General features: G+C 42.0%; 24 protein-coding genes. 14 read left to right on the top strand and 10 right to left on the bottom strand.

Features of this window, described 5'->3' with window-relative positions:
* Window positions 1–87: 87 nt before the first annotated feature.
* From AC6CHI_RS12035 to dnaX, 3 genes are all read left to right on the top strand, one after another.
* The gene (locus AC6CHI_RS12035) at window positions 88–945 is read left to right on the top strand and encodes a MaoC family dehydratase (protein WP_498121514.1); all 858 of its coding nucleotides are present in this window, start codon (window positions 88–90) and stop codon (window positions 943–945) included.
* A 94-nt stretch (window positions 946–1,039) separates the two neighbouring features.
* Entirely contained in the window at window positions 1,040–2,299 is a 1,260-nt protein-coding gene (locus AC6CHI_RS12030) for a serine hydrolase domain-containing protein (RefSeq protein ID WP_498121512.1), read from the top strand.
* Window positions 2,300–2,538: 239 nt separating this feature from the next.
* Complete coding sequence (gene dnaX, locus AC6CHI_RS12025) at window positions 2,539–4,638, top strand: DNA polymerase III subunit gamma/tau (protein WP_498121510.1); 2,100 nt, start codon at window positions 2,539–2,541, stop codon at window positions 4,636–4,638.
* Between the two features lie 3 nt (window positions 4,639–4,641).
* Here dnaX and AC6CHI_RS12020 read toward each other — a convergent pair whose 3' ends face one another.
* Both AC6CHI_RS12020 and AC6CHI_RS12015 read right to left on the bottom strand, forming a co-directional pair.
* Complete coding sequence (locus AC6CHI_RS12020; RefSeq protein WP_498121509.1) at window positions 4,642–5,097, bottom strand: acyl-CoA thioesterase; 456 nt, start codon at window positions 5,095–5,097, stop codon at window positions 4,642–4,644.
* A gap of 27 nt (window positions 5,098–5,124) precedes the next feature.
* Entirely contained in the window at window positions 5,125–6,285 is a 1,161-nt protein-coding gene (locus AC6CHI_RS12015) for an iron-containing alcohol dehydrogenase (RefSeq protein ID WP_498121507.1), read from the bottom strand.
* Between the two features lie 120 nt (window positions 6,286–6,405).
* On the opposite strand from AC6CHI_RS12015, the gene AC6CHI_RS12010 reads away from it, so the two are divergent.
* Genes AC6CHI_RS12010 through AC6CHI_RS11995 form a run of 4 tightly spaced genes read left to right on the top strand, consistent with a single transcriptional unit; the run spans window position 6,406 to window position 10,131 of the window.
* Window positions 6,406–6,915, top strand: coding sequence for a low molecular weight protein-tyrosine-phosphatase (locus AC6CHI_RS12010; RefSeq protein WP_498121506.1), 510 nt, complete (start codon window positions 6,406–6,408; stop codon window positions 6,913–6,915).
* A gap of 13 nt (window positions 6,916–6,928) precedes the next feature.
* Window positions 6,929–7,963, top strand: coding sequence for a UDP-N-acetylmuramate dehydrogenase (gene murB / locus AC6CHI_RS12005; protein ID WP_498121504.1), 1,035 nt, complete (start codon window positions 6,929–6,931; stop codon window positions 7,961–7,963).
* Window positions 7,964–7,966: 3 nt separating this feature from the next.
* Entirely contained in the window at window positions 7,967–9,088 is a 1,122-nt protein-coding gene (locus AC6CHI_RS12000) for a YdcF family protein (RefSeq protein ID WP_458892749.1), read from the top strand.
* The gene (locus tag AC6CHI_RS11995) at window positions 9,088–10,131 is read left to right on the top strand and encodes an alpha/beta hydrolase (RefSeq protein ID WP_498121502.1); all 1,044 of its coding nucleotides are present in this window, start codon (window positions 9,088–9,090) and stop codon (window positions 10,129–10,131) included. Before AC6CHI_RS12000 ends, AC6CHI_RS11995 begins: the two co-directional genes overlap by 1 nt.
* A 112-nt stretch (window positions 10,132–10,243) precedes the next feature.
* Here AC6CHI_RS11995 and AC6CHI_RS11990 read toward each other — a convergent pair whose 3' ends face one another.
* Entirely contained in the window at window positions 10,244–11,914 is a 1,671-nt protein-coding gene (locus AC6CHI_RS11990; RefSeq protein WP_498121500.1) for a glutamate synthase-related protein, read from the bottom strand.
* 316 nt (window positions 11,915–12,230) lie between these two features.
* Between AC6CHI_RS11990 and AC6CHI_RS11985 the strand changes: the two genes are divergently transcribed.
* Both AC6CHI_RS11985 and AC6CHI_RS11980 read left to right on the top strand, forming a co-directional pair.
* On the top strand, window positions 12,231–12,914 hold the full coding sequence (locus AC6CHI_RS11985) for a LuxR C-terminal-related transcriptional regulator (protein ID WP_498121498.1): 684 nt from the start codon (window positions 12,231–12,233) through the stop codon (window positions 12,912–12,914).
* Window positions 12,911–14,788, top strand: coding sequence for a sensor histidine kinase (locus AC6CHI_RS11980; protein WP_498121496.1), 1,878 nt, complete (start codon window positions 12,911–12,913; stop codon window positions 14,786–14,788). The genes AC6CHI_RS11985 and AC6CHI_RS11980 overlap by 4 nt, the downstream gene beginning before the upstream one ends.
* A gap of 54 nt (window positions 14,789–14,842) precedes the next feature.
* Here the strand turns inward: AC6CHI_RS11980 and AC6CHI_RS11975 are convergent, their stop codons facing one another.
* From AC6CHI_RS11975 to AC6CHI_RS11965, 3 genes are read right to left on the bottom strand one after another with little or no spacing between them, the layout of a single operon-like run.
* Window positions 14,843–16,009, bottom strand: coding sequence for a ribosomal protein uL16 3-hydroxylase (locus AC6CHI_RS11975; protein WP_498121494.1), 1,167 nt, complete (start codon window positions 16,007–16,009; stop codon window positions 14,843–14,845).
* A 15-nt stretch (window positions 16,010–16,024) separates the two neighbouring features.
* Window positions 16,025–16,615, bottom strand: coding sequence for a Maf family protein (locus AC6CHI_RS11970; protein ID WP_498121492.1), 591 nt, complete (start codon window positions 16,613–16,615; stop codon window positions 16,025–16,027).
* Window positions 16,615–16,998, bottom strand: a complete 384-nt coding sequence (locus AC6CHI_RS11965; protein WP_458892742.1) for a DUF2237 family protein — start codon at window positions 16,996–16,998, stop codon at window positions 16,615–16,617. Before AC6CHI_RS11965 ends, AC6CHI_RS11970 begins: the two co-directional genes overlap by 1 nt.
* 137 nt (window positions 16,999–17,135) lie before the next feature.
* Here AC6CHI_RS11965 and AC6CHI_RS11960 point away from each other — a divergent pair, with 137 nt between their 5' ends.
* From AC6CHI_RS11960 to AC6CHI_RS11945, 4 genes are all read left to right on the top strand, one after another.
* Window positions 17,136–18,323, top strand: a complete 1,188-nt coding sequence (locus tag AC6CHI_RS11960) for a phosphoglycerate kinase (protein ID WP_498121490.1) — start codon at window positions 17,136–17,138, stop codon at window positions 18,321–18,323.
* A gap of 146 nt (window positions 18,324–18,469) precedes the next feature.
* The gene (locus AC6CHI_RS11955; protein WP_498121488.1) at window positions 18,470–18,730 is read left to right on the top strand and encodes a hypothetical protein; all 261 of its coding nucleotides are present in this window, start codon (window positions 18,470–18,472) and stop codon (window positions 18,728–18,730) included.
* Between the two features lie 121 nt (window positions 18,731–18,851).
* Entirely contained in the window at window positions 18,852–19,889 is a 1,038-nt protein-coding gene (gene fba, locus AC6CHI_RS11950) for a class II fructose-bisphosphate aldolase (protein ID WP_458892739.1), read from the top strand.
* A 90-nt stretch (window positions 19,890–19,979) separates the two neighbouring features.
* Window positions 19,980–20,846: an EamA family transporter gene (locus AC6CHI_RS11945; protein ID WP_498121486.1), complete on the top strand. Its 867-nt coding sequence runs from the start codon at window positions 19,980–19,982 to the stop codon at window positions 20,844–20,846.
* Here AC6CHI_RS11945 and AC6CHI_RS11940 read toward each other — a convergent pair.
* Window positions 20,803–21,033, bottom strand: a complete 231-nt coding sequence (locus tag AC6CHI_RS11940) for a hypothetical protein (protein ID WP_498121485.1) — start codon at window positions 21,031–21,033, stop codon at window positions 20,803–20,805. The genes AC6CHI_RS11945 and AC6CHI_RS11940 overlap by 44 nt on opposite strands.
* A gap of 100 nt (window positions 21,034–21,133) precedes the next feature.
* Window positions 21,134–21,787: an oxygen-insensitive NAD(P)H nitroreductase gene (gene nfsB / locus AC6CHI_RS11935; RefSeq protein ID WP_498121483.1), complete on the bottom strand. Its 654-nt coding sequence runs from the start codon at window positions 21,785–21,787 to the stop codon at window positions 21,134–21,136.
* A 241-nt stretch (window positions 21,788–22,028) separates the two neighbouring features.
* Here nfsB and hpaI point away from each other — a divergent pair, with 241 nt between their 5' ends.
* Window positions 22,029–22,826, top strand: coding sequence for a 4-hydroxy-2-oxoheptanedioate aldolase (gene hpaI, locus AC6CHI_RS11930; protein ID WP_498121644.1), 798 nt, complete (start codon window positions 22,029–22,031; stop codon window positions 22,824–22,826).
* Window positions 22,827–22,887: 61 nt separating this feature from the next.
* On the opposite strand, the gene AC6CHI_RS11925 is transcribed toward hpaI, so the two are convergent.
* Together AC6CHI_RS11925 and AC6CHI_RS11920 are read right to left on the bottom strand one after the other, a co-directional pair.
* Window positions 22,888–23,607, bottom strand: a complete 720-nt coding sequence (locus AC6CHI_RS11925) for a UDP-2,3-diacylglucosamine diphosphatase (protein ID WP_498121481.1) — start codon at window positions 23,605–23,607, stop codon at window positions 22,888–22,890.
* Between the two features lie 83 nt (window positions 23,608–23,690).
* Complete coding sequence (locus tag AC6CHI_RS11920; RefSeq protein ID WP_100241687.1) at window positions 23,691–24,200, bottom strand: peptidylprolyl isomerase; 510 nt, start codon at window positions 24,198–24,200, stop codon at window positions 23,691–23,693.
* Between the last annotated feature and the right edge of the window lie 43 nt (window positions 24,201–24,243).

Raw genomic sequence — 24,243 nt, 5'->3', positions numbered from 1 at the left:
AAAAAGAGTGCTAGGGCACTCTTTTTGAACCTCTTGCTTAGAAGAGGAAAAAATCTAGATGTTACATTTATAATTAAAAGGTTCAATATGAATACACGCCATTTTTCTCAACTTCCAAAACCTTATCTGGCTTACCCAAAGGTTGTGCAAGGACTGATTTTTAAAAAGCCCAAAGGAGAGAAAGTCCTTCCGCAAGTTGAATATGTGGTGGATTCATTCAAAGTAGATCAAAAGCATTTAAAAGCCTATAACGCTGTCTGTGGTTTTAAAAACAACGGTTATATTCCGGCTATTTATTTGGCGGTGTTATCTCAAAGTTTGCAGATGCACATGATGACGCAAGAAGCTTTTCCCTTTGCAATTTTGGGTCTGGTGCATATTCGCAATCAAGTTTCACAAAGCCGCAAGATTGGTGTAAATGAAAGTTTAAGTCTTTCATGTCAGTTTGGTGAATTAAAACCGCACGATAAAGGCATTCAATTCGATTTTATTACCACAGCCAAAGTGGGTAATGACGTGGTGATGCAGGGCGTGACCACTTATCTGGCGCGTCAAAAAACAGAAGTTAAAGCCGCTGCTGCGAAAGCCAAAGATGAAAGCCAACCCAATTACGCATTACAAGCTGAATGGGAAGTTTCTGAAAATATTGGTCGCCGTTATGCATTAACTTCTGGTGATTTTAATTTGATTCATATTCATGCGATTACGGCTAAAGCCTTTGGTTTTAAACAAGCGATTGCCCATGGGATGTGGAGTAAAGCCAAGGCATTAGCCAATTTAAGTTTACCAGACAGCTATGAAGCGGATGTTTGGTTCAAACTGCCGATGTATTTGCCTTCGAAAGTTGAGTTTTTGACGGCTCAAAATGGCCAGAATATCGATTTCATGATTCAAAACAGTAAGAATAAAAAGCCGCATGTAATGGGACATATTACAGCGCGCTAAATAAATGCAATAAAGCCCAAATCTTGATTTGGGCTTTTCTATTTTAAAAATAAGAGATTAAAAGCAATATAAATGACAAATACAGGGATGAGATATGAATGAGTTGAAAGCCTATTTGCTTGCGAGTAGCGATCAGTATAAAGGTGAGGTTGATCCTGCCTTTCTAGATTTAGCAAAGCAGTTTAGCCGCTTGCAGGATGCAAGAAAGGATCACGGCGGGGCAGGGCTGTGCGTGTATTTTCAGGGAAAGAAAGTTGTCGATATCTATGTAGGGAAAAAGTCCGCAACTGAGCATTGGGGGCAGAATACTTTGTCAGTCTGTTACTCGACAGGTAAAGGAGTATTGGCCACTTTGGTACATGTTTTAGTCAGTCAGGGTTTACTCGATTATGATACGCCAGTGGCAGATTATTGGCCTGAATTTGCTCAAAATGAAAAATCTCAGATTACTTTGGCTCATCTATTAAGCCATCAAAGTGGCTTATTTGACATTCGTCATACGGTGAATGAGGCGCGTGACATGGCAGATTGGAATGCCATGTTAGACCGAATTGCACAAATTAAACCTCGCTTTGCTGTGGAGCAGGATGCAGCCTATCAACCTTTAACTTTTGGCTGGCTGGTTGGTGGTACGCTTGAAAAAGCTACAGGACGTCAATTGTCCGACTTAATGGCCGAGTATCTATTCCAGCCTCTAGAGATTGAAAATGCCTATTTTGGCGTACCCAAAGACCAACTGCATCGTGTAGCGCGGGTATTCGCTCAAGCTCAAGTCAGTCCCGATCACGCCAAGAATAAAGTTCCGCAAACGGCTCAAAAGAAAGTCTCTCTTTTTGATCGAGCCGTAGAATGGACCGGTCAAAACCCGCAAGACTTTCAAGATGCGATGATTCCTAAAGGCATGAAAAAGTTTAGTTTCTTTAGTGATGAGGGTTTACAAGCCACGATTCCAGCTGCAAACGGAGTGTTCTCCGCAGGGAGTCTGGCAAAAATCTATGCCATGTTGGCTCAAAAGGGACAATGGCAAAAGCAACAGTTCATTCAACCCGAAGTATTTCAAAGAATGAGCCAAATTCAGTACCGAAAACGCGATCGAATAATGCCATTGCCTATGCACTGGCGTTTAGGGTATCACCGAGTATTGACCCTCGGTAAACAAGTCCCAACAGGATTTGGGCATATGGGCTTCAATGGCTCAGGCGCTTGGTGTGATCCTGCGCGTGAATTAAGTTTTGCCTATACGCATAATTTTGCCACTGCTTCCATTACTGGGGACTATCGTTTATGGGGGCTAACCCAAGAAACCTTACGATGTGCAGATGCAGTGTTGAAAGGACGTAAAGGTTGGTTTTAACACTTCACTCAACATAGCGAACTGCAAGAGTATTTTAAGTCTCTTTATTCGCATTTTTTGCTGGTTTTGAATCGGAAAAGTTGAGAGTTATCTTTGAATACGGTTGGTATTGACGCAGCACGATACAAGTTAAGTTGTGGGAACGGGTTTAATTTCCACAATCATGACTTGAGCATCAGATTGTTCATTCACTCTTGGCTAAAAAAACAGTATGCTTAGGCCTATGAAAAGGAGCATACATGTATCAAGTACTTGCGCGTAAATATCGTCCTCGTAATTTTAATGAATTGGTGGGTCAAAACCATGTGTCACGTGCACTCAGTAGTGCCTTAGAACGTGGTCGTTTACACCATGCTTATTTATTTACGGGGACACGTGGTGTCGGTAAGACCACCATTGCGCGTATTCTTGCGAAATGCTTGAACTGTGAGACTGGCGTCACTGCAACGCCTTGTGAAGTATGTACTACCTGTAAAGCGGTCAATGAGGGGCGTTTTATCGATTTAATTGAAATCGATGCAGCGTCACGGACCAAAGTTGAAGATACGCGCGAGCTGTTAGATAACGTACCGTATGCGCCAACGCAAGGGCGCTATAAAGTGTATCTGATCGATGAAGTGCATATGCTCTCGACACACTCGTTTAATGCCCTATTAAAAACATTAGAAGAACCACCAGAACATGTAAAGTTCTTGTTTGCGACCACTGATCCGCAAAAACTGCCAATTACGGTTATTTCTCGTTGCTTACAATTTACCTTGCGCCCATTGGCGGTGGATGAAATTACCGAGCATCTCACACGTATTTTAGAAAAAGAGCAAATTCCCGCTCAGCAAGATGCCATTTGGCAAATTGCTGAATCTGCACAGGGATCGTTACGTGATGCCTTATCGCTGACGGATCAGGCAATTGCTTATGGTCAGGGTGCTATTCAGCATCAAGATGTTAAAGAAATGCTGGGTTTGATTGATCGCACCATCATTTATGATTTGTTGCTGGCAATTCATCAAAACCAAAAAGCGCGTGTCAGCCAGTTACTGTTACAGTTTAGACAACAAGCTTTAGATGTATCCCTGGTTTTAGATCAGTTGATTTCGACCTTGCATGAACTGGCCTTGATGCAATATTTGCCGGATTTAAGCCTGAAATACAGTGCCGAAATTAATCAAAAAATTAGCCAACTTGCCAAATTAATTGCGGATCAAGATTTGCAGTTGTATTACCAAATTGCGTGTAAAGGTCGCGCAGATTTACAACTGGCGGTGACTCAAGAGCAAGGCTTTGAAATGTGCGTGCTGCGCTTGTTGGCATTCAGACCATTGCAACCCAATGAAGTCTTGGTATCGGCTCCTGTTACAGCAATGCAGTCTGCGCCTGTATTGGCAACTGAGCAAACAGTAACTCATATCAATCCTGAAGTTGCTGTTCCGCAAGATCAAGCACATTTGACAGTGGAGCAGGGAGTTTCATCTATAGAAAACTCTGCTGCTGAAGTAAATTCACAAGATGAATCTGAAACCTTAGCAACATCTGTACAGGTTGAAGCAGAAGCAGATGTCGCGAGCACTTCCGATCAAATTGTGTTTGATCCTGCCAGTGATGATGTGTTGTTTGACTTGGATGAAGAAGATGCAACATCTGCGACATTCTCTGAAGCCAGTAGTGATGATTTCTTATTTGATGAAATTGCGCCACTTCCCGTTGACGAGCAAGCTACTGTTACTGATTACTTAGATGTAACTTCTCAAGCACAAGTCGATTTGACGGTTCAATCTGTAGCGGTTGAGGTAGAGCAAGACTCATTATTTAGTTTAGCTGCTGAGCCTGTTAGCTCTGAAGCCAAGACCGAACTGCCTGAACTTACTACAGCAGAAATTGCTGCACAAAAAGAGCTGAAAGCTGAATGTGCCCAAGCCGAGTTGATGCCGCAAGACATTTTACGTGTGCAAGAGCATGTCTTGGAAGGGGAATGGACTTTAGGTAAATGGGAGTTCTGGTTCAGACAAAGTGAATTATCTCCTGCCGTGCAAGAACTGGCACAACACGGTGTAATGACGGGGCATATTAATGCGGAATCTGTGTTCCATATTCCAGAGCAATATCAGCAATTATTGGGTCAGTCGCAGCACTCTCTAGAACAAGCGCTGAAGAAGCTATGGCCGAATACACAGTTTAAAATTGAATATGGTGCAGTCACGGAAACCACACCTTATCTTTTGCAGCATCAACGTAAAGAGCATGCTCATCAGCGAGCCGTTGAGCTCTTGCAGGCTGAGCCTGCGGTACGGGATTTACTCCAAGGCTTTGATGCAGAATTACAAAATATTCAATTAAAATAATTTCTAAACAAATTTTGGCTCAGGTGCAACTTGCATAAAGGCTTGAAGTGCCTGACGCATCTCCAAAGGAATGGGGGTGCTTTTGCGCTGTGCTCGATCCACAAAAACATGGGTAAATTGACCTTGTGCAGCGGCCAAAGATTGATGGGCTTTAAAAATCGCCAAATCATATTCTAGGGAACTATTGCCTATTCTGCTGATTGCTACTCCCACATCAATGATTTCTGGATAGCATAATTCTTGTAAAAACTGGCAGGATGAACTCACCACTAGGCCAATGATCGGAGAGTGATGAATATCAAAGTGGGCTTTTTGAATTAAGAGTGCATTGGCAGCAGTATCGAAAAAGCTATAGTAATTCACATTATTTACATGCCCATAAAGATCGTTGTCGGACCAACGTGTTTGTATGGGGAAAATAAAGGGATAATTTTCACGATGTTTTGCCTGAGGTTTCATGGGCATATCCTGTGCAGTGAAGGCTGATTAAGCGTAAATTGCCTGATAAATTTGTTCCGCATCTTCTAGGTGTAAATGACGTGGATTATTTTGTAATAACCGCGTTTGTAGCATGGCATCTTGTGCTAATTGTGTGAGCGAGTGTGCAGGCACATTCAGTTGATTCAGCTTCAAGCATAAACCACTGCGGTCTAAGTGATTTTGCATATGGTCAATAAATAAGTCACACAAACCATCTGTGCAGCCCGTGCTATAAGGATCCATCCAGGTCATAAGCTCGGCATAAAGATGTTTGGCTTGAGGTGCATTAAATTTTAGTACTTCAGTCAACACCAAGGCATTACTGTGACCGTGTGAAATATGAAAATGCCCACCTAAGGGATAAGCCAGAGCATGTACCGCACCGACAGGGGCATTGGCAAAAGCCTGACCTGCAAACATCGAGCCATTCAGCATGGCTTGTCGTGCTTGCAGGTTGGAGCCATCTTCAAGCACAAGCTTTAAGTTCTGATTGAGTAGACGCAAAGCTTGTTTAGCCAGCATATCGGCATATGGATTTTTCTTTATTTTAGAAGTATAGGCTTCAATCGCATGCACCATCGCATCAATACCGGTTGCCGCAGTAATATGTCTGGGCAGATTCTGGGTAAATGTGGCATCTAATATAGCGATATCAGCATACAGCACAGGTGAAACGATCCCCATTTTGGTAGTTTCGCCTGTAGTTACAATAGAAATAGGGGTGACTTCAGAGCCCGTGCCCGCCGTCGTTGGAACCAAAATCAGGGGCAGTCGTGGTGCTTTTGCATTATTGATGCCGTAGAGGTCCGAAAGCACTTGCTGTTGCGCTGGATATGCCAATATTGCGATCAGTTTCGCCACATCTAAAGAGCTACCACCACCGAAACCAATCACGCTATCAATCTGTTCTTGTCGGGCAAACTCAACCGCGTTCATCACCACCTGTTCGGGCGGATCAGCGATCACATCTGAAAAAATGACATAATCTAATCCCAGATACTCAAATATCTCCAGAATGGGCAGATGTAACTGGTGTTGTATCATGCCCATATCCGTGACGAGTAGGACTTTCTTGCAGCGCTGTTCAGGCAAGATTATGGCTAATTGTTGAATCGAACCAAGCCCTGAAATAATTCGGGAAACAGTTTGAAACTCAAAGTCATACATGGGCAATTCCTTCTCGCTTTATCATCATTTAGGCATTTTTGTTTTACAGTTCTAGTAGGATTCATCCTGTAAATAACTTAACATAAGACATTGCAAAATAAACAATCTATTGAGGTGCTTATGTCATCGCAAACGCCATATAAGGTGTTATGTGTCTGTCTGGGAAATATCTGCCGTTCACCCACTGCAGAAGTGGTGTTAAGACATTATTGTGATGCGTATCAGCTTAATATTTTGGTCGATTCTGCGGGAACCAGTAATTATCATCCCAACAAAGCACCTGATTTAAGAAGCCAGCAACATGCCAAACAACGAGGCTATGATCTTTCTGCTTTACGCGCACGTCAGTTGCATTTGCAAGACTTTGCTGAGTTTGATCTGATTTTGGCGATGGATTATGAAAATTTAGAAGATATTCAAGCGTTGATGCAGCAGGCACAAACCATGTTGGGGCAGCACATGCTTCGCGCAAAGATTGCCCTGATGAGTCAGCACGATCAAAAATTTCTTCAACAAGCTGTGCCAGACCCTTATTATGGGGGCGATGATGGATTTGAGCGGGTACTTGATCAATGTGAATCAAGTAGTCTGGCTTGGGTTCAGGTATTTCAACAACAGCAGAAAGGCTAGTTTGGGTTTTAGCATGCAGATTCAGAATAACGTTCAACTTCAGCCTTTTAATACATTAAATTTGGGTTCGATTACTTCGCACTATGTGAAAATTGTCAATGAAAGCATGTTGTTGGAAGCTTTGGCATATGCCGAGAAAAATCAATTAAATACGCTTATTTTGTCCGGTGGTAGTAATATGCTATTACCCGAACATATCCATGCTTTAGTGCTGCATATGGATATCCAAGGCATTGAAGTAATTGATGAAAACGAACAGACGAAAACCCTTGCTGTTGGTGCAGGGCAAGCTTGGCATGACTTCGTGTTGTGGAGTACCGAGCAACATCTCTATGGTTTGCAAAATCTGGCTTTGATTCCCGGTTTGGTGGGAGCTTCTCCTGTACAGAATATCGGTGCATACGGCGTTGAAGTGGGGGAATTCATCCGCTCAGTACGTGTATATGACCGAAAACTCGGTCAGTTTTCTGAAATTTCAGCTTCAGATTGTCATTTCGCCTATCGTCACAGTATTTTTAAAGATGAGCCTGAGCGCTATGTGATTACTCAGGTGGTTTTTCAGTTGTTAAAACAGCCAGATCTGAAATTGAGCTATGGGGATTTAAAGCAGGCAGTTGGCGAAATACAAACAGCAGAAAATTTACAGCATCAAGTGATTCAAATACGTCAAAGTAAGTTACCTGATCCTAAAGAGTTTCCGAATGTCGGTAGTTTTTTTAAAAATCCTGTGATTTCTCAACAATGTTTTGACCAAATAAATACGAAATTCCCTCAATTACCCCATTACCCTCAAGCGAATGGACAGATTAAAATTGCTGCAGGCTGGTTAATTGATCAGGCGGGTTGGAAAGGTAAACGTTTGGGCATGGTGGGGATGTTTGCTAAACAAGCCTTGGTCCTTGTGAATTATGAGCAGGCGACATTAGCCGATGTTCAAGCAACGTATCAAGCAGTTCAGCAGGACGTACTGAAGAAATTTAATATTGCTTTAGAACCTGAGCCTGTTTTATTTAACTCTATTGGTTTAATTCAATCACATACGGAATAATGTATGGCTAAAACGCATTGGATGGTTCGATCAGTACAAATTGCAGCATTGCTCTTTGTACTTTTGGGCTGTCTAGTGATTTTTATTTATTCACCTTTTTATTCCAAATTGGTGGTGAAGGGCTTAAATACCTTTGTGCCTGTAGAAGTGAATGAAGTTGCAGCACAAAGCCAGAAAATGGCTGCATTAAGCGAAGCAGAGAATTTAGAGCCAGGTTCGAATTTGTGGATAGCACGACAAGCCTATCTCAAGTTAATGGAACAGGAAATTCAGCACAACAACTCTGAAAATTTACCTCAAATTCAAGCACGTTACACCGCTTTACAAGCCTTAATTAATCAAGAGCAGCAGCAACAGGATGAAGAGCAAGACCGTCCTCAAGTCCCGTTACTGGCAGATCCTGAACAAGCAGCTTCCGAAGCTGAGGATCCAACACAAAATGTCAAAGATTTATTGGAGTTGGACAGTAAAGAAAATAAAGCCTTGATGGAAAAGTATCTGGAGTTTTTACAGACCCACGAAGTTGAGCAAGTCGTCGAAAACACTGACGATCAGCAAATCCAAAAAGATATTGCTCAAATTCAAGAGCAAAAAGAAGTGCCTAAATCTGCCAAGTCACAGCCTTATGCAATTGTGGTCCTAGGTGGAGGTTTAACTTTAGATAAAAATCGTAAAGATATTGTGGTTAATGACTATACTAAGTTAAGACTGGAAAAAACCTTAGAAGTTGAGAAAACCTATAAGTTACCGATCGTACTGAGTGGTGTAGAAGCTCCTTATATGCAACGCTGGTTAAAAGCGCGTGGCGTAGATGCTAAGCTGCTCGAAAATAGAAGTATGAACACCTGTGAAAACTCACGGTTTAGCTCGTTATTATTACAAAAAAAAGGAGGAGCACCGACGGTGATTTTAATTACAGATCAATACCATATGCCAAGAACACGCCGGTTATTTGCCTTAAATGGTATAGAAACAATGCCAATCGAAGCTCCAATGCCAACACAACTGACAGCTTGGCAGCCGAGCCAACAGAATTATGACCATAGCCGACGTGCAAATTATGAAATGTTGGCGACCATTCGCGACATGTTGTTTGGGTCAAGCGATTGCCGAGAGGTACCCTAATGCCTGAAATTCCGTTTTTAAATCCAAGCATCTTAAAACAACTCGACTTGCCAGTCCCTAGTCGTGATACGACACCACAAGTCTTAAGCCCACTTAACCTGAATCATGCATTTTCTCCTTCGGTTGAATTACAGGCTTATCGTAAATTATATGGTTTACATCTTTTGGAATGTGAGCATTGGCAGGGATTTGTACAGATGCCACTGTTTAAGCTGCATGTACAGGTGTTCCAACCCAAAGCGAATGAATCTGGAAAAGTAGACATTAAAGGAACGGTGTTCTTACTCCATGGCTATTTGGAACACAGCGGTATCTATCAACCGATTATTCGTGAATTGCTTGAACAAGGTTTTAGTGTCTTAACTTATGATTTGCCGGGGCATGGCTTGAGTGATGGTTCACCTGCCAGTATTCAGGATTTTGATCATTATCAGCGTGTTTTACATGCGGTTTATCAATATGTAAAAAATGCATCACAACTGCCTAAGCCTTGGTTGGGGATTGGGCAAAGTACCGGTGGTGCAATTTTGATGCATCATCTACTTGAATTTGCAGAACGCCGTGAAAATCCTTATGTCGAGCGAGTTTTATTGTTGTCGCCCCTGATCCGACCTGCGAAATCAGCATGGTGGCATAATTCGGTTGGGCTTGGCATTATTCGTCGGATTAAACGTCAAGTTCCGCGTCATTTCCGTAGAAATAATCATAACCCAGAATTTTTACGCTTCGTGCGCTTAAAAGATCCACTACAACCGCGCATGATGGGGATGGACTGGATTTTGGCAATGTCTAAGTGGATGCAGCAGATGGAAGAACGCCCTTCCTGTCGTATTCCTGTATGGTTAGCGCAGGGGGCTTTAGATCAGACGGTTGATTGGCGTTATAACATTGAATTTATTCGTCAAAAATTTAGACTACAAACTTTGCTTATGCTGGAAGAAGGGTCACATCAGCTGATTAATGAGCGGGCAGATATTCGTGCTGCGTTAACTGGGCTGATTCCTGCATTTTTACATGCGCATAGTTCGGGTGAATATTACTAATCTTAGGCAATCTAAAGCCTAGTCAAACGCTTCTCTTATGAAATTTTCATGAGAGAAGCGCATTTAAATTTTTGCGTGTTATGTGAGCGTCATGTTTTTAATTAGAGCCAGATTAAAAATATTCCATTTTCGCCATTTTCCACATCCGAAAATAAAAGTTCTCTTCATCTTGATGTTCACAGCTTAAAAGCTCACCTTCTTTCAGCCAAAAGTGCAGTTGTGCATAGTTTTTAATTTCTCGGTCATTCACACGTTGTGCGAGATGGTGCGGTTTAATATCAGCAGGATGGCGTAAGCCAGCTGAAGCAATCATTTCAGATAAGGCATGCATGGTATTTTTATGAAAATGAAACACCCGTTCTGCCTTGGTCGGAACATTAATGGCTTTTTGGCGGTCTGGATCTTGGGTGGCAACCCCTACTGGGCATTGATTGGTATGACAACTTTGCGCCTGAATACATCCAATCGCGAACATAAAGCCGCGTGCTGAGTTGATCCAATCAGCGCCAATTGCCATTGTGTTTGCAATATCGAAAGCACTGATAATTTTGCCGCTTGCACCAATTTTAATTTGTTTTCTTAATCCAGCACCAACCAGTGTGTTATGCACAAACAGTACACCTTCACGTAATGGCGTCCCCATATGATCAATCAGCTCAATGGGTGCAGCCCCAGTCCCTCCCTCAGAGCCATCGACCACAATAAAGTCGGGTAATATTTGGGTATGCAACATAGCTTTGACTATGCCCATAAATTGCCAGGGTTGCCCAATACAGAGTTTGAAACCAACGGGTTTACCGCCTGAAAGTTCTCGAAGCTTCTGAATAAATTCCAGCATCTCAATGGGGGTGTTAAATGCAGAATGCTTGGAGGGAGAAATACAATCTCGATCTCGCGGGATGCCGCGAATCTGAGCAATTTCAGCAGAAATTTTGTTTTTCGGCAGGATACCACCATGTCCGGGTTTTGCCCCTTGAGACAATTTAATTTCAATCATCTTGATTTGAGGCAGAACAGCTTGCTGGGCAAACTTGATGGGATCAAAAGTACCATCTTCCGTACGGCAGCCGAAGTATCCGCTGCCTATCTCCCAGACAATATCACCGCCATATTCGAGATGATAAGGGCTCAGGCTACCTTCACCTGTATCATGATAGAAATTGCCCAGTTGAGCCCCTTTATTCAGGGCACGAATGGCATTCGCGCTCAGACTACCAAAACTCATGGCTGAAATATTCATGATGGATGCATTATACGGCTGCGTACATTGCGAACTACCAATCTCAATCCGAAAGGTTGAGGGATCAGCAGGGGGGCAAGGTTGAATGGAGTGCGTCATGAAACGGTAGTCTTGTTGATACACGTCAATGATTGAGCCAAACGGTTTATCCGAATTTTCATTTTTCGAACGCTGATAAACCAGACTGCGTTGCATACGAGAAAAAGGTAAGGCATCGTTGTCCGACTCGATAAAGTATTGTCGAACTTCAGGCCGAACTTCTTCAAACAGAAAGCGGAAATGCCCGATGATGGGATAATTTTTCAAGATGGAATGATTGTTCTGCAGTAAATCATATAATCCAAGCACACTTAAAATGGAGGTAATCAACCATAACGAGTTGAGCGCGGTATCGGAAATAAAATAATAAATGTAGTGTGGCGCGTAATTTAGTCTGAACCATGTGATGCTAAGAGCAATAAAAATACAGGTGAACCAGACAGAATGACGAGAAAAAAAAGTATTGAGTAATTTATGACGAACAATTTGAGCAGGATTCGGCATTGTTATAATTCATCCTTGTGCCTGTTGGAAATTTTATTTCACAATGCCAAGATTCAGGCAGGAGCACAAGTAATGATTTGTGTGAACTGCTCAAGAATAAAGCAATAGAAGCATCGAGCCGGAAATATAGTGATTATGTTTATTTTCATTTAATTGATGCGCCAGCACAGTTTTATTGTGTAAAAACTCGCCGATGAGTGTATCTTAAGAATAGATGAAGTGAAAATCAGGAAGATTGCTTCAATTTACCCAAATATAGGGATATGAGTCATCTTGAAAATCTGCGTATATTGCAAAGCGAGAGATGGGGTGTTACATGAACGATAATGAAACTGTATTACCAGTACCAGTGGTTATTCTGGAAGATGAACCAATTATACAAAAACGTTTAAGAATAATTTTAACTGAACTGGGTTACGAGAACGAGACATTACATTTTGTCTCTAATTTAAAAGAAGCATTTGAGAAGATGGAAGAAATACCAATTTCTTTGGCGCTCGTTGATCTGGGCTTGCCTGATGGCAATGGTATAGAGTTCATAGAAAAATTACGTGAACGAGATGCCACCGCATTGATTTTGGTAATTTCGGCTTGGAGTACGCAATCTAGTCTTTTTTCTGCGATTAAAGCGGGTGCAACAGGCTATGTACTCAAAGAGCGGGATGACTCTGAAGTACTACTTGCGATCCGTAGCATTCTGCGTGGCGGTGCGCCAATCGATCCATTTATTGCCAGAGAGATTCTGGCGCAAATTGCAGTGCGGGATGAAACGCAGCATAAATGTGAAGAAGAGCTTCCGTCTGATATGGAGGCCTTAACCAACCGTGAAAAAGAAATTTTAGATTTGGTTGCGCAGGGTTTAAGTAACCGTGAAATTTCGGAGCAGTTGTTTGTTTCGAGATATACGGTGGAAAGCCACATCAAACACATTTATCGGAAACTCTCGGTTTCTAAACGGACCAAAGCAGTCAGTGCAGCTAGAACTTTAGGCATTATATGACGAAAGTGATTCTGCGAATTTTGTGTATGCTTGCATTGGCTTGCATGCAAATGCAAGCTTCCGCAGAGTCATACTTTTCAATTAGCCCGAAGTGTTCAATTCAGGTACAGCCGATCCAGTTTGTGAGAACAGACTCCCTTCATCATATTCCTAAACAGGGTTGGAAGGAGGTCGATTTACCAGATAACTGGTCTATGCATGAACCTGATTACATCGGTGGTGTTTGGTACAAAATACGTTGGAAACCTGACTGTTCCTCTGGAACCTTCAATCAATCCTTTGCCTTTACCGTGGAATATATGAATTCTGCTGGGGCTGTCTATTTCAACAGAAACCTGCTTTGGCGCGATAAAAATTTAGTAGAGCCGCTGTCGAAAAGCTGGAACAGTCCGCGTTATTGGGTACTTACTCCTGCGAGTTTAAGAGCAGGGGAGAATGAAATTTTAATCTATGTGTATGGCTATGCATTTCAACAGGCTGGATTGGGAGCCATCTCATTTCAAAATGTACAGGCGGCTTACGACCTTCAGCAACAGTTAATCTGGAATCGACGGACACTATTTGAAATCAATATTATTATTTCACTTGTGCTGGGTCTGTTGTGTTTTTCTATTTGGATTTTTAGGCGCTCGGAAACCACTTTTGCTTGGTTTGCATTAAGTTGTGTGCTTTGGGTACTCTTTATTTCTAATATTTTAGTGACTGAAACCAAACCATTCCCCAATACGGTCATGGCTGTTCAGGCCAACATCAGCTTTTTTATACTTTACATGCTGAGCTTTTGTACTTATTTATTACGCTTTATTCGCGTTAAGTTTATAAAAATAGAAGGTGTAGTTCGGTTTATTACCTTTATCTTATTAATCTTGATTTTCTTTACCCCTGTAGAGTGGCTGGATAGGGTTTTTATCAATATTTTCATGCTCTATATCCTGCTATTTGTATTGACCTATCTCTATTTGGGTTATGTCACCTATAAAACCAAAAAACGAGAGTATATTTTTTTACTGCTCTGCCTAACGGGTATTCTAATTTGTGCTTTGTTTGATACCGTCTTGTTGGGTTCAGATTTACATAAGGATATTAAGCCTTTATCACCCTATACATCGCCAATTATTACCTTCTTTGTGGTGCTCATTTTAGGGGTGAAACTGGCACGTAACACGCGTCGTATAGAAAAGTTTAACCAACGCTTGGAAGATAAAGTTCATCAAGTCAGTCATGATTTATATTCGAGTATGAACGAGAAACATAAACTCGAACTTGAAAATGTGCGATTACAAGAGCGGATACATTTGTCGCATGATTTACATGATGGTCTAGGCTCTTCCTTGGTGCGTTCCATGATTATTGTGGATCAGGCAGAACACAATATGTCCAATAAGCAGTTTCTGTCCATTTTAAAACTGTTGAGAGATGATCTAAGACAAATCATTGATAGTGGTTCGAGCCTTGAATCGCGTGTACCTGAAAATCCAATTTTATGGGTAGCTCCTGTTCGGCATCGTTTTAGTCAACTGATGGATGAGTTAGATATTGAGTCCAAATGGTCATTTCCGCAAAACTGGGGTTATGTGCCAACGGCTTTACAATGCTTAACCTTAATCCGTGTTTTGGAAGAGAGTTTGACTAATGTGATTAAACATAGTCATGCAAAGCATGTGAATGTTTCAATGGTGTTTCCATATGAAAGGCAACTCATTTTGACCATTGAAGATGATGGTGTGGGATTTGATGTCACCAGTAATTTTCAAAATGGGATGAGCATTGGGATTCGCAGTATGAAAATGCGTTTAGAACGTGTGGGTGCTGAATTATTGGTGACTTCTGAAAAGGGGAAAACAGTGGTGCAGGCCTTATTGGAGATAAAATGACGCTCATAAAAAAGAAGGTATTAAACACCGTTTAATACCTTTGGGCTTTTTGGATTATTCTTCCGCTGGCGGCAGAAGCATCAAGATGGAATCATTCATGAGCTGAGCCATATCTTCCAAAATTTCCTCATGATCAAAGTGTTGATCAAAAGCCAAGACCTTGCCATCTGCAATTTGCTTTAAAAGCGCAGAAAACTCTTCGGAAAGACAGAGCTGTTCACCATTGGCCCAGAACAATAACTCTTGCTCTTGTTCGGTATAAAGCAAGCGAGATGCAGGTTCGAGCATAATTTCATAGCCTGTGCCTAAAATTTCACGTAAATCATCCGCTTCAATTTCATCTGGCTCAGGAATGTTGTCTGGATATTTAGGCTCAGACATTAAACTCATAATCGCAGCATCAAGCTCGCTAGAGTTCTGTAAACGTTCAAGTAATAAGGTTTTTAGATAATTCAATTCGGATTTTGAAATTTCACCGATTTGCGCTTGAGTTTGTCTTTGAATATCCAGCAGAGGATTCTTCAAGAAAGTATTTTCGGCAAATTTGTCGCTAATGCGATCCATCATGTCCGCCATGTTTGGCATACGGAAACCAAAAGAGAAGGTGAGACAGTCATCTTCTGCAACGCCATAATGTGAGAGGCCGGGCGGGACATAAAGTAAATCACCAGGTGCTAGGACTTCATCAAAATGAACCTGCATTTCAGGTAATAATTTAAGAGGTTGACCCGCAACAAATTCAGTATTGGCATCACACATTTGTCCAAGCTGCCAACGACGATGTCCATAGCCTTGAACAAGAAACACATCGTAGAAGTCAAAATGTTGACCTACAGAACCGCCTTTAGGAGCGTAAGACACCATAATGTCATCGCGACGCCATTGTGGAATAAAAGGGAATTTTTTCCAGAGTTCGGCAATGTCAAACGAGTAATGATCAACGGCCTGCACCAGTAAAGTCCACAATTTTGGCATTTTCTGGAAATCACCTTTAATGAGCGGAGATGACTTCACTGACCACTGATTGGGATCTTTATCTTTTTGCTTAATTAAACGTGCCGTGACATGCTCTTCTAAAGCCAGTTCCATCACATCATTGGGTTCTAAGATATTCACAATCTCAGGTAAAGCATTACGAACCAGCAAAGGTTTCTTTTGCCAATATTCAGCAAGGAATTGTTCTGCGGTAATACCGCCTAAAACGTCTAGAGTTTGAGACATAAAATACAGCCTAAATTAAGGAACTAAAATATTTAATTGACGGAGAATTTGGCATAGCTGGATCATCGGCATACCCATCAAAGTGGTTTGATCCTGCCCAATCATTTGTTCAAACAAACTGATTCCTAAACTCTCACATTTAAAACTACCTGCACAGTGCAGTGGTTGTTCTACAGCCACATAGCGTTCAATTTCAGCCAGACTCAGTTTGCGAAATTTAACTTTATAGTGTTCGACCAGTGTTTGCTCAAAGCCAGTCGAATGCTGTTGAACGCTTAAAGCTGTACTGAAATATACAATCTTATCGGAATTGGCTTGAAGTTGGCGAATCGCTTTTTCTTCGGTCAATGGCTTACCAATAAAAATATCAGGAGCGCCTTCACGCCAAGCCACTTGATCTGAACCAATCACAATAGATTCAGGGTATTTTTGGGCAATGGTATGGGCTTTTTCAAAGGCGAGACGACGTGCTAGATCATCGGCATGTAATTCACCCTGTGGCGACTCGTCAATTTCAGGGACCACACATTCATACTGGATCTTTAAGCGGTCCATTAAATCTTTTCGGGTTTGGCTGCTCGAAGCCAGAATGATATGTGTATTCATCAGATGGCGTAATCCATTAGTACGTTTAGAGGAACATAAGAAAGTACGGCTTGATGACAAGCATGAATTTTTATAGGTGGAGCCATTCCAGCCTGATAAGCCTCAACCCAGCGGGTCACACAAATACACCAAAAATCACCGGGTTGTAAGCCGGGAAAACCTACTTCAGGCACTGGAGTGATTAAGTCATTGCCGACTTTTTGTGAAAAATTTAAAAACTCGGATGTCATTTGTGCACAGACAGTATGTTGCCCTAAATCAGTGGTCGCGGTATGACAGAACCCATTACGGAAGTAACCCGTAATCGGGTCAAAACAACAACTGGCTAAGGGTTCGCCAAATACGTTCAAGCGGTTAATTTGCGGATCTGGATGAAATGACATAGCAATGAATCAATTTGTGGCTTTTCAATATCATAATCAAAACTGACGCTTTCGGCAGCTTTTATACAAAAGAAGCTAACCTTTTTCTGCATAATCATTTAAAATCGTGCCGATTTTATATATTCAGAGAGCTATACATGAATTTTCAGCGTATGACTGACCTTGATTTAGCAGGTAAACGAGTTCTTATTCGTGAAGACTTAAACGTACCTGTTAAAAACGGTGTGATTACCAGTGATGCACGTTTACGTGCGGCATTACCGACAATCAAAGCTGCTTTAGAACAAGGTGCAGCAGTCATGGTGTATTCACACCTTGGTCGCCCAGTTGAAGGTGAGCCAAAAGCTGAACAATCATTAGCTCCAGTGGCGGCTTATTTGACTGAAGCTTTGGGTCAAGACGTTCAGTTAGTGACGGATTACCTTGATGGTGTTGACGTTGCAGCGGGTCAAGTGGTTCTTTTGGAAAACTGCCGTTTTAACCTCGGTGAAAAGAAAAACAACCCAGAATTGGCGCAAAAATATGCAGCACTTTGTGATGTATTTGTTATGGACGCTTTTGGTACGGCTCACCGTGCGGAAGCATCAACTGAAGGTGTTGCACGTTTAGCACCAGTTGCAGCAGCAGGTCCACTTCTTGCCGCTGAACTTGATGCCTTAGGTCGTGCCTTACAAACACCTGAAAAGCCAATGGTAGCGATTGTTGCGGGTTCTAAAGTATCGACTAAGCTTGATGTTTTAACTTCACTGTCAGACATTTGCGATCAATTGATTGTAGGTGGTGGTATTGCCAACACATTCTTGGCGGCAGCGGGTTACAACGTAGGTAAATCATTATGTGAAAATGATTTAATCGATACGGCGAAAGCGATTGCTTCAAAAGTCTCAGTACCGCTTCCAACAGATGTTGTAGTTGCTGATGCCAGTGAAATCAACTTTGATGATTTCTTGGGTTCGTTAGCGGCTGCAAAAGCTGTGGTGAAAAAAGTTGAAGATGTTGCTGATAACGACATGATTTTGGACGTAGGTCCAGAAACTGCACAAGCATTTGCTGAAATTTTAAAAACGTCAAAAACGATTCTTTGGAATGGTCCAGTAGGCGTATTTGAAGTCGATCAATTCGGTGAAGGGACTAAGACACTTTCATTGGCAATCGCTGAATCTGAAGGTTTCTCAATTGCGGGTGGTGGTGACACTTTAGCTGCGATTGATAAGTACGAAGTGGCTGACAAGATTGGTTATATCTCTACAGGCGGTGGTGCTTTCCTTGAGTTTGTTGAAGGCAAAACACTTCCAGCTGTAGCAGTGCTTTTAGAGCGTGCTTAAAAAATTTATTCATCGCATTTGGTGAAATAAATGAAAAGGTTGACGACAGTCAGCCTTTTTTATTGCATTCATCTTTAGGTCATCAAACTGTCACATATCTGAAATAAAATCATGGGCATTAAATCACCTGTTGTAGGAATAATGTGATGAACCTAAAATTAACACTTGCTGCTTTATTAATCGCACCATTGGCTTTAACTGCATGTGCAAAAAAAGATGAAGCACCTAAAACAGATGCGGCAGTTGAAGAAAAAGTATCGCCAGAACAGCAAGCTGCAATTGATTCATTAGACAAGCCTGTTATGGACGAAAAGAACACAGACGTACCAGCAGAAATTGCGAATGTTGATGCAGATGCAGCGACTCCTGCGACAGAAGCAGAAGCTTCTCAGGCTGCCGCACAATAAATTGCCATAATTTGTTGAAAAGTCCCTGCAAAAGCAGGGATTTTTTTTTAAATAGTGTGTTTAGTTGCTGAATTGAAATTAATGAGCATGTAGAATATGGCGCATTACCTGGGAGGACACTATGGCACTTATTTCTATGCGCCAGCTGTTGGACCACGCTGCAGAGCATGGCTACGGCGTACCAGCATTTAACGTAAACAACTTAGAACAAATGCGCGCAATTATGTTAGCTGCAGATGCAACTAACTCACCTGTAATCGTTCAGGCTTCAGCAGGTGCACGCAAATATGCAGGCGCTCCTTTCTTACGCCATTTAATTTTGGCTGCTATTGAAGAATGGCCGCACATTCCAGTGGTTATGCACCAAGATCACGGTACAAGCCCAGACGTATGTCAACGTTCAATTCAACTTGGCTTTTCATCAGTAATGATGGATGGTTCTTTAGGTGAAGACGGTAAAACCCCAACATCTTACGACTATAACGTTGAAGTCACTCGTCGCACAGTTGCTATGGCGCATGCGTGTGGCGTTTCTGTAGAAGGTGAAATTGGCTGTTTAGGTAGCCTTGAAACAGGTATGGCGGGTGAAGAAGATGGCGTAGGCGCTGAAGGCGTTCTTGACCACTCTCAATTGCTGACTTCGGTTGAAGAAGCGCGTAGCTTCGTTGCCGATACCAATGTGGATGCTTTGGCGATTGCTGTAGGGACTTCACATGGTGCGTACAAATTTACTCGCCCACCGACAGGGGATATTTTGGCGATTGACCGTATTAAAGAAATTCATGCGGCACTTCCAAATACCCACCTTGTAATGCACGGCTCAAGCTCTGTACCACAAGAATGGTTGGCGGTAATTAACCAATACGGCGGCGACATCAAAGAAACTTACGGTGTTCCTGTTGAGCAATTGGTTGAAGCGATCAAACATGGTGTGCGTAAAATCAACATTGATACAGACTTACGTTTAGCCTCTACAGGTGCGATGCGTCGTATGATGGCAGAGCAACCAAGCGAATTCGATCCACGTAAATTCTTTGCAAAAACTGTAGATGCAATGAAACAAATCTGTGTTGATCGTTACGAAGCATTTGGTACTGCGGGCAATGCAGACAAAATTCGTCCAATTTCTTTAGAGAAAATGGTTGATCGTTATAAATAATCGCTCCACAAATTATTTATAATTTGAAGCCCACATAACCTATGTGGGCTTTTTTATGGCTGTACTGATAATAAGAATGGAAAAGGTGTTATGCAACTCATCCTTGCTGCTGCGCTGTGTAGTGTACTGGTGTCAATCTTACTGAAAATCTGTAAGCGTAAAGGTTTTGATCCCATGCAAATGATTTGCTGGAATTATGCCGTGGCGAGTGTTCTATGCTTCTTTTGGTTTAAGCCAGACCTTGTGCATATCTCTCCGGTAAATACCCCGTGGTGGCTGATTTTGACGCTCGGTCTATTGTTGCCCAGTGTGTTCTTGTGCTTGTCTAAGTCTTTACAAACAGCGGGGATTGTCAAAACAGAAGTTGCGCAGCGTCTTTCGGTGGTATTGTCCCTCGGAGCAGCATATTTTATTTTTAATGAGCAGTTTGGAGCACTGAAACTATTCGGCATTGGACTCGGAATAACAGCAGTTCTATGTATTCTGTATTCCCATCGTAATAATCATGCTCAATCCGGATCGAGTTCTTCAGGTATGTTGTACTTGGCGAGTGTATGGGTTGGTTATGCCTTGGTGGATATTTTACTGAAATATACCACGGGTTTGGGAGTACAATTTGCCGTAGCTTTAAACCTGATGTTTATTTGCGCCTTTATATTTTCGCTGTTATATATCCTTTTAACCACAAAACGTGTGGGTTCTATTCCAAATATTGCATTGGGTTTACTTTTAGGGCTACTTAATTTTGCCAATATTGCACTTTACGTTAAAGCGCATATGTTGCTGAAAGATACCCCTGCAATTGTATTTGCAGGGATGAATATCATGGTGGTGATATTGGGGGTATTGAGTGGTTTGCTATTCTTTAAGGAAAAACTCAAAACCAGTACCAGTATTGGTCTAGGCTTAGGAATTATGAGTGTGCTTTGTTTAGCTTATGCCATGACTGTTTCATAATTCTGTTGAGCAACATCATTGGATAGCGGAATAAATCGACTTTATCGGCAACGCCCATTAACAAGCCTGTGTGCTGACAATCAGGACAGCGCGGATCATGTAAAGGAGTGTGGGCATAATGATAGAGATAGATGCGCTGACAATGGTTACACTCAAATTTAATCGGAAGTTGTACTAAATTCGACATGACCGACCTCTGTAAAAAGTGAAAATGTATTTTAAACAAGCAAATTTTGGACCTAAAAAAGGGACAAATTGATTGTCCCTATGAGTGTGCAGGTCAAATTTTACAATCGGGTGAAAATTTCTTCTTGATTGAGGCGTGATTTCGGTAGTTTGGCATTAAAGTCAGCGTCACTACGATAGCCCAGAGTCAAAAGAACAGAGGGAATCAGCCCTTGTTCGGTGAGTTGTAGCTCTTCCGCGAGTAAGTCTTCATCAAAACCGCCAATTGGTGTGGCATCAATATTTTCAATGCCTGCGGCAAGTAAAATTTGTCCCAGTGCAATAAAGGTTTGATTCTCTGCCCAGCGCTGAATATCGCCTTTTTCATTGCGATAGTAATTGACATACCCCGTACGGCTGTCTTTTTGACCCTGTTTGGCTGTTGCATCTTTAAAACGACCACTCAGATCATCGCGATGCAATAAATTCTCAAGATGCTCTTCGGTGATATCTGCTTTGGTGCAAAACAAAATGGTGTGGGAGGAATCTAACACCTTTGGTGCATTGTAGGCATATTTCCCGACCAAAGCTTTAGCAATACGTTCTTTTGCGGCACTGTGATCTGCAATAAAAAAATGCCATGGCTGAATATTAATGGACGATGGCGTTAAGCGTAAAATTTCAAGTAGACGATCAAACTGTGGTTGCGGAATTTTCTTGGAAGGGTCGTAAGCCTTAGTGGTATAACGAGTTTTTGAAATATTCAAAAGATCCATGAAAATAGCTCCGAGTTAAAGAAGTGCTGTTTTTAGCGGAATATTCACATTAATCTTTTCATGGTTCAGATTCAAGCATAGTGCAACTAAGTTATGTCAAAGTGTGTTCGATCATTAGATTTCCGCCCTATGATGTTGGATTAAGTGTTGAATGCGATCATAAGATCGAAAATCAATATTGGTAATTTGTGCGACGAACCGATTTACTAATCATCATGCCCTTTAAATCACGTTCATCATGATGCCTGACACCATTAACCATTTTAAACAAAGACTAAAAAGCCAACAGCAAATCGGACTTTGGGTTGGTTTAGCCGATGCCTATGCGACCGAGATTGTAGCAAATGCGGGTTATGACTGGCTTTTAATTGATGGTGAACATGCCCCGAGTGACCTTAGAACAACCTTATTGCAATTACAAAGCATGGCGGCCTACGCTTCGCAAGCAGTGGTCCGTCCACCCATTGGCAGTGTGCAATTAATTAAGCAATTATTGGATATTGGGGCGCAGACCTTACTTATTCCGATGGTGGAAACTGTAGAACAGGCGATGCTGATGGTGAAAGCTGTACGCTACCCGCCTGAAGGGATCCGTGGAGTGGGGGCTGCATTGGCGCGTGCAACGCGTTGGAATAGTATTCCAGATTATTATGCACATGCGCATGAGCAAATCTGTCTATTGATTCAAATTGAGTCAGTACAAGGCTTAAATAACTTGGATGAAATCCTTCAAATCGACGGCATTGATGGTGTGTTTATTGGGGCTGTTGATTTATCGGCAACCATGGGATTTCAGGGTGACCCGAATCATCCTGAAGTGCAAAAGGCCGTTATTGCTGCAATACAGAAGATTCGTGCAGCCGGTAAAGCCGCCGGTATTTTGTCGACTATCGATGAGGTGACACAACAATATCTTGATTTGGGTACAGAATTTGTCGCTGTTGGGGTAGACACGAGCGTATTGATGAATGGACTCCGAAGTTTATTGTCTAGATATAAAAAGGGTGCTGAAGAAGTGCAGGTGAAAGGCGGCTATTAATTCTGAAGTGCTATTAAACAAGGTAGCAATGAAGCAACATGCACAGGGAAAGCGTCAATGCTTAATAGCTAAAGGTGGTTAACTGCAATTCAGCATCTTGTTGTGTCGGGTCAATCACCAAAATTTGCGCAGCGTCCTGCTTCCAGTCGCCCAAAACAATGCGTTTTTTACCCTGTATGTGATGTATTGCAGCACGATGAGTGTGACCATGAATAAGAATATCAACATCTGCAAGTGCTTGCTCGACAGCATGTTGATTCACATCCATCACTTCATAGCTTTTAAACTGCTGTGCGGCATGGCTTTTTTTACGGAAGCCGTTGGCGAGTTTGGTACGGAAACTTAATGGTGTTTTACGTAAGAATCCCAGCACCAAAGGGTTGCGGATAATCTTTTTAAAACGCTGATAGCCGATGTCATCGGTACATAAGGCATCGCCATGTTCAAGGAGGAACTTTTGCTGCTTTATCTCTAAGACATAATCATCTGGCAACAAGATGCCCTTAAATTGATCTAAAAACTTCTGACCTAAGGCAAAATCCCGATTGCCGACTTGGAAATAGATCTGATTCCCAGCAGCATGAAATTGTTGTAGAGCAGCGACTATTTCATCTAACCAAGGGGCAGAATAGTCATCACCAATCCAAGCATTAAACCAATCCCCTAAAATATAGAGCTGCGTCTGCTTGTTTTGAAATTCTTTGAGCAAAGCGAAAAACCCTCGAACGAGTCGAGGGTGATCGGGTGACAAATGTAAATCTGAAATAAACAGATAGGTCACGCTGTATTCCTTTTAATCTCCCTAAATCCCTCTTTAAAAAGAGGGACTTTCCTCCCTTATAAAAGGGAGGTTAGGAGGGATTATTATTCAGAAATGATTTTTGCAGATTCAATTACAACGTTTTCTAAAGGAACGTCAGCGTGGTAGCCACGGTTACCCGTACGAACGCCTTTGATTGCATCTACAACGTCAAGACCTTCAGTTACTTTACCAAATACGGCATAGCCCCAACCTTGCGCTGTTTTACCAGTGTGGTTAAGGAAAGAGTTGTTTTTCACGTTAATGAAGAACTGCGCAGATGCAGAGTGAGGTGCTTGAGTACGCGCCATTGCGATTGTACCCACATCGTTGCTCAAACCGTTGTCTGCTTCGTTCTCAATTGAGTCACGAGTTGCTTTTTCTTTGAAGTTTTCATCCATGCCGCCACCTTGGATCATGAAACCATCAATCACACGGTGGAAAATTACGCCGTCATAGAAACCGTCACGAACATATTCTAAAAAGTTAGCCACTGTTTTAGGTGCTTTTTCAGCGTTAAGCTCAAGAACAATACGACCTTTATTGGTGTTTAATTCGACTTGAGGAAAACTCATTGTGTAATCTCCTTAACATGGACATAAAAGCCATGGGTTTTTG

This window comes from Acinetobacter sp. GQ146 (assembly GCF_059758585.1).
The sequence above is the reverse complement of the archived record's forward strand: the minus strand, read 5'-3'. Positions and strand labels throughout refer to the sequence as shown.

What these genes read in the sequence shown, in the direction of transcription:
- AC6CHI_RS12000 (WP_458892749.1), top strand. Translation starts at nt 7,967, where the DNA reads ATGGCTAAAACGCATTGGATGGTTCGATCAGTACAAATTGCAGCATTG.
- hpaI (WP_498121644.1), top strand. Translation starts at nt 22,029, where the DNA reads ATGCCTGACACCATTAACCATTTTAAACAAAGACTAAAAAGCCAACAG.
- AC6CHI_RS12030 (WP_498121512.1), top strand. Translation starts at nt 1,040, where the DNA reads ATGAATGAGTTGAAAGCCTATTTGCTTGCGAGTAGCGATCAGTATAAA.
- AC6CHI_RS11940 (WP_498121485.1), bottom strand. Translation starts at nt 21,033, where the DNA reads ATGTCGAATTTAGTACAACTTCCGATTAAATTTGAGTGTAACCATTGT.
- AC6CHI_RS11980 (WP_498121496.1), top strand. Translation starts at nt 12,911, where the DNA reads ATGACGAAAGTGATTCTGCGAATTTTGTGTATGCTTGCATTGGCTTGC.
- AC6CHI_RS12020 (WP_498121509.1), bottom strand. Translation starts at nt 5,097, where the DNA reads ATGAAACCTCAGGCAAAACATCGTGAAAATTATCCCTTTATTTTCCCC.
- AC6CHI_RS11990 (WP_498121500.1), bottom strand. Translation starts at nt 11,914, where the DNA reads ATGCCGAATCCTGCTCAAATTGTTCGTCATAAATTACTCAATACTTTT.
- murB (WP_498121504.1), top strand. Translation starts at nt 6,929, where the DNA reads ATGCAGATTCAGAATAACGTTCAACTTCAGCCTTTTAATACATTAAAT.
- AC6CHI_RS12035 (WP_498121514.1), top strand. Translation starts at nt 88, where the DNA reads ATGAATACACGCCATTTTTCTCAACTTCCAAAACCTTATCTGGCTTAC.
- AC6CHI_RS12015 (WP_498121507.1), bottom strand. Translation starts at nt 6,285, where the DNA reads ATGTATGACTTTGAGTTTCAAACTGTTTCCCGAATTATTTCAGGGCTT.
- AC6CHI_RS11945 (WP_498121486.1), top strand. Translation starts at nt 19,980, where the DNA reads ATGCAACTCATCCTTGCTGCTGCGCTGTGTAGTGTACTGGTGTCAATC.
- fba (WP_458892739.1), top strand. Translation starts at nt 18,852, where the DNA reads ATGGCACTTATTTCTATGCGCCAGCTGTTGGACCACGCTGCAGAGCAT.
- AC6CHI_RS11995 (WP_498121502.1), top strand. Translation starts at nt 9,088, where the DNA reads ATGCCTGAAATTCCGTTTTTAAATCCAAGCATCTTAAAACAACTCGAC.
- nfsB (WP_498121483.1), bottom strand. Translation starts at nt 21,787, where the DNA reads ATGGATCTTTTGAATATTTCAAAAACTCGTTATACCACTAAGGCTTAC.
- AC6CHI_RS11975 (WP_498121494.1), bottom strand. Translation starts at nt 16,009, where the DNA reads ATGTCTCAAACTCTAGACGTTTTAGGCGGTATTACCGCAGAACAATTC.
- AC6CHI_RS11970 (WP_498121492.1), bottom strand. Translation starts at nt 16,615, where the DNA reads ATGAATACACATATCATTCTGGCTTCGAGCAGCCAAACCCGAAAAGAT.
- AC6CHI_RS11960 (WP_498121490.1), top strand. Translation starts at nt 17,136, where the DNA reads ATGAATTTTCAGCGTATGACTGACCTTGATTTAGCAGGTAAACGAGTT.
- AC6CHI_RS11920 (WP_100241687.1), bottom strand. Translation starts at nt 24,200, where the DNA reads ATGAGTTTTCCTCAAGTCGAATTAAACACCAATAAAGGTCGTATTGTT.
- AC6CHI_RS11985 (WP_498121498.1), top strand. Translation starts at nt 12,231, where the DNA reads ATGAACGATAATGAAACTGTATTACCAGTACCAGTGGTTATTCTGGAA.
- dnaX (WP_498121510.1), top strand. Translation starts at nt 2,539, where the DNA reads ATGTATCAAGTACTTGCGCGTAAATATCGTCCTCGTAATTTTAATGAA.
- AC6CHI_RS11955 (WP_498121488.1), top strand. Translation starts at nt 18,470, where the DNA reads ATGAACCTAAAATTAACACTTGCTGCTTTATTAATCGCACCATTGGCT.
- AC6CHI_RS12010 (WP_498121506.1), top strand. Translation starts at nt 6,406, where the DNA reads ATGTCATCGCAAACGCCATATAAGGTGTTATGTGTCTGTCTGGGAAAT.
- AC6CHI_RS11965 (WP_458892742.1), bottom strand. Translation starts at nt 16,998, where the DNA reads ATGTCATTTCATCCAGATCCGCAAATTAACCGCTTGAACGTATTTGGC.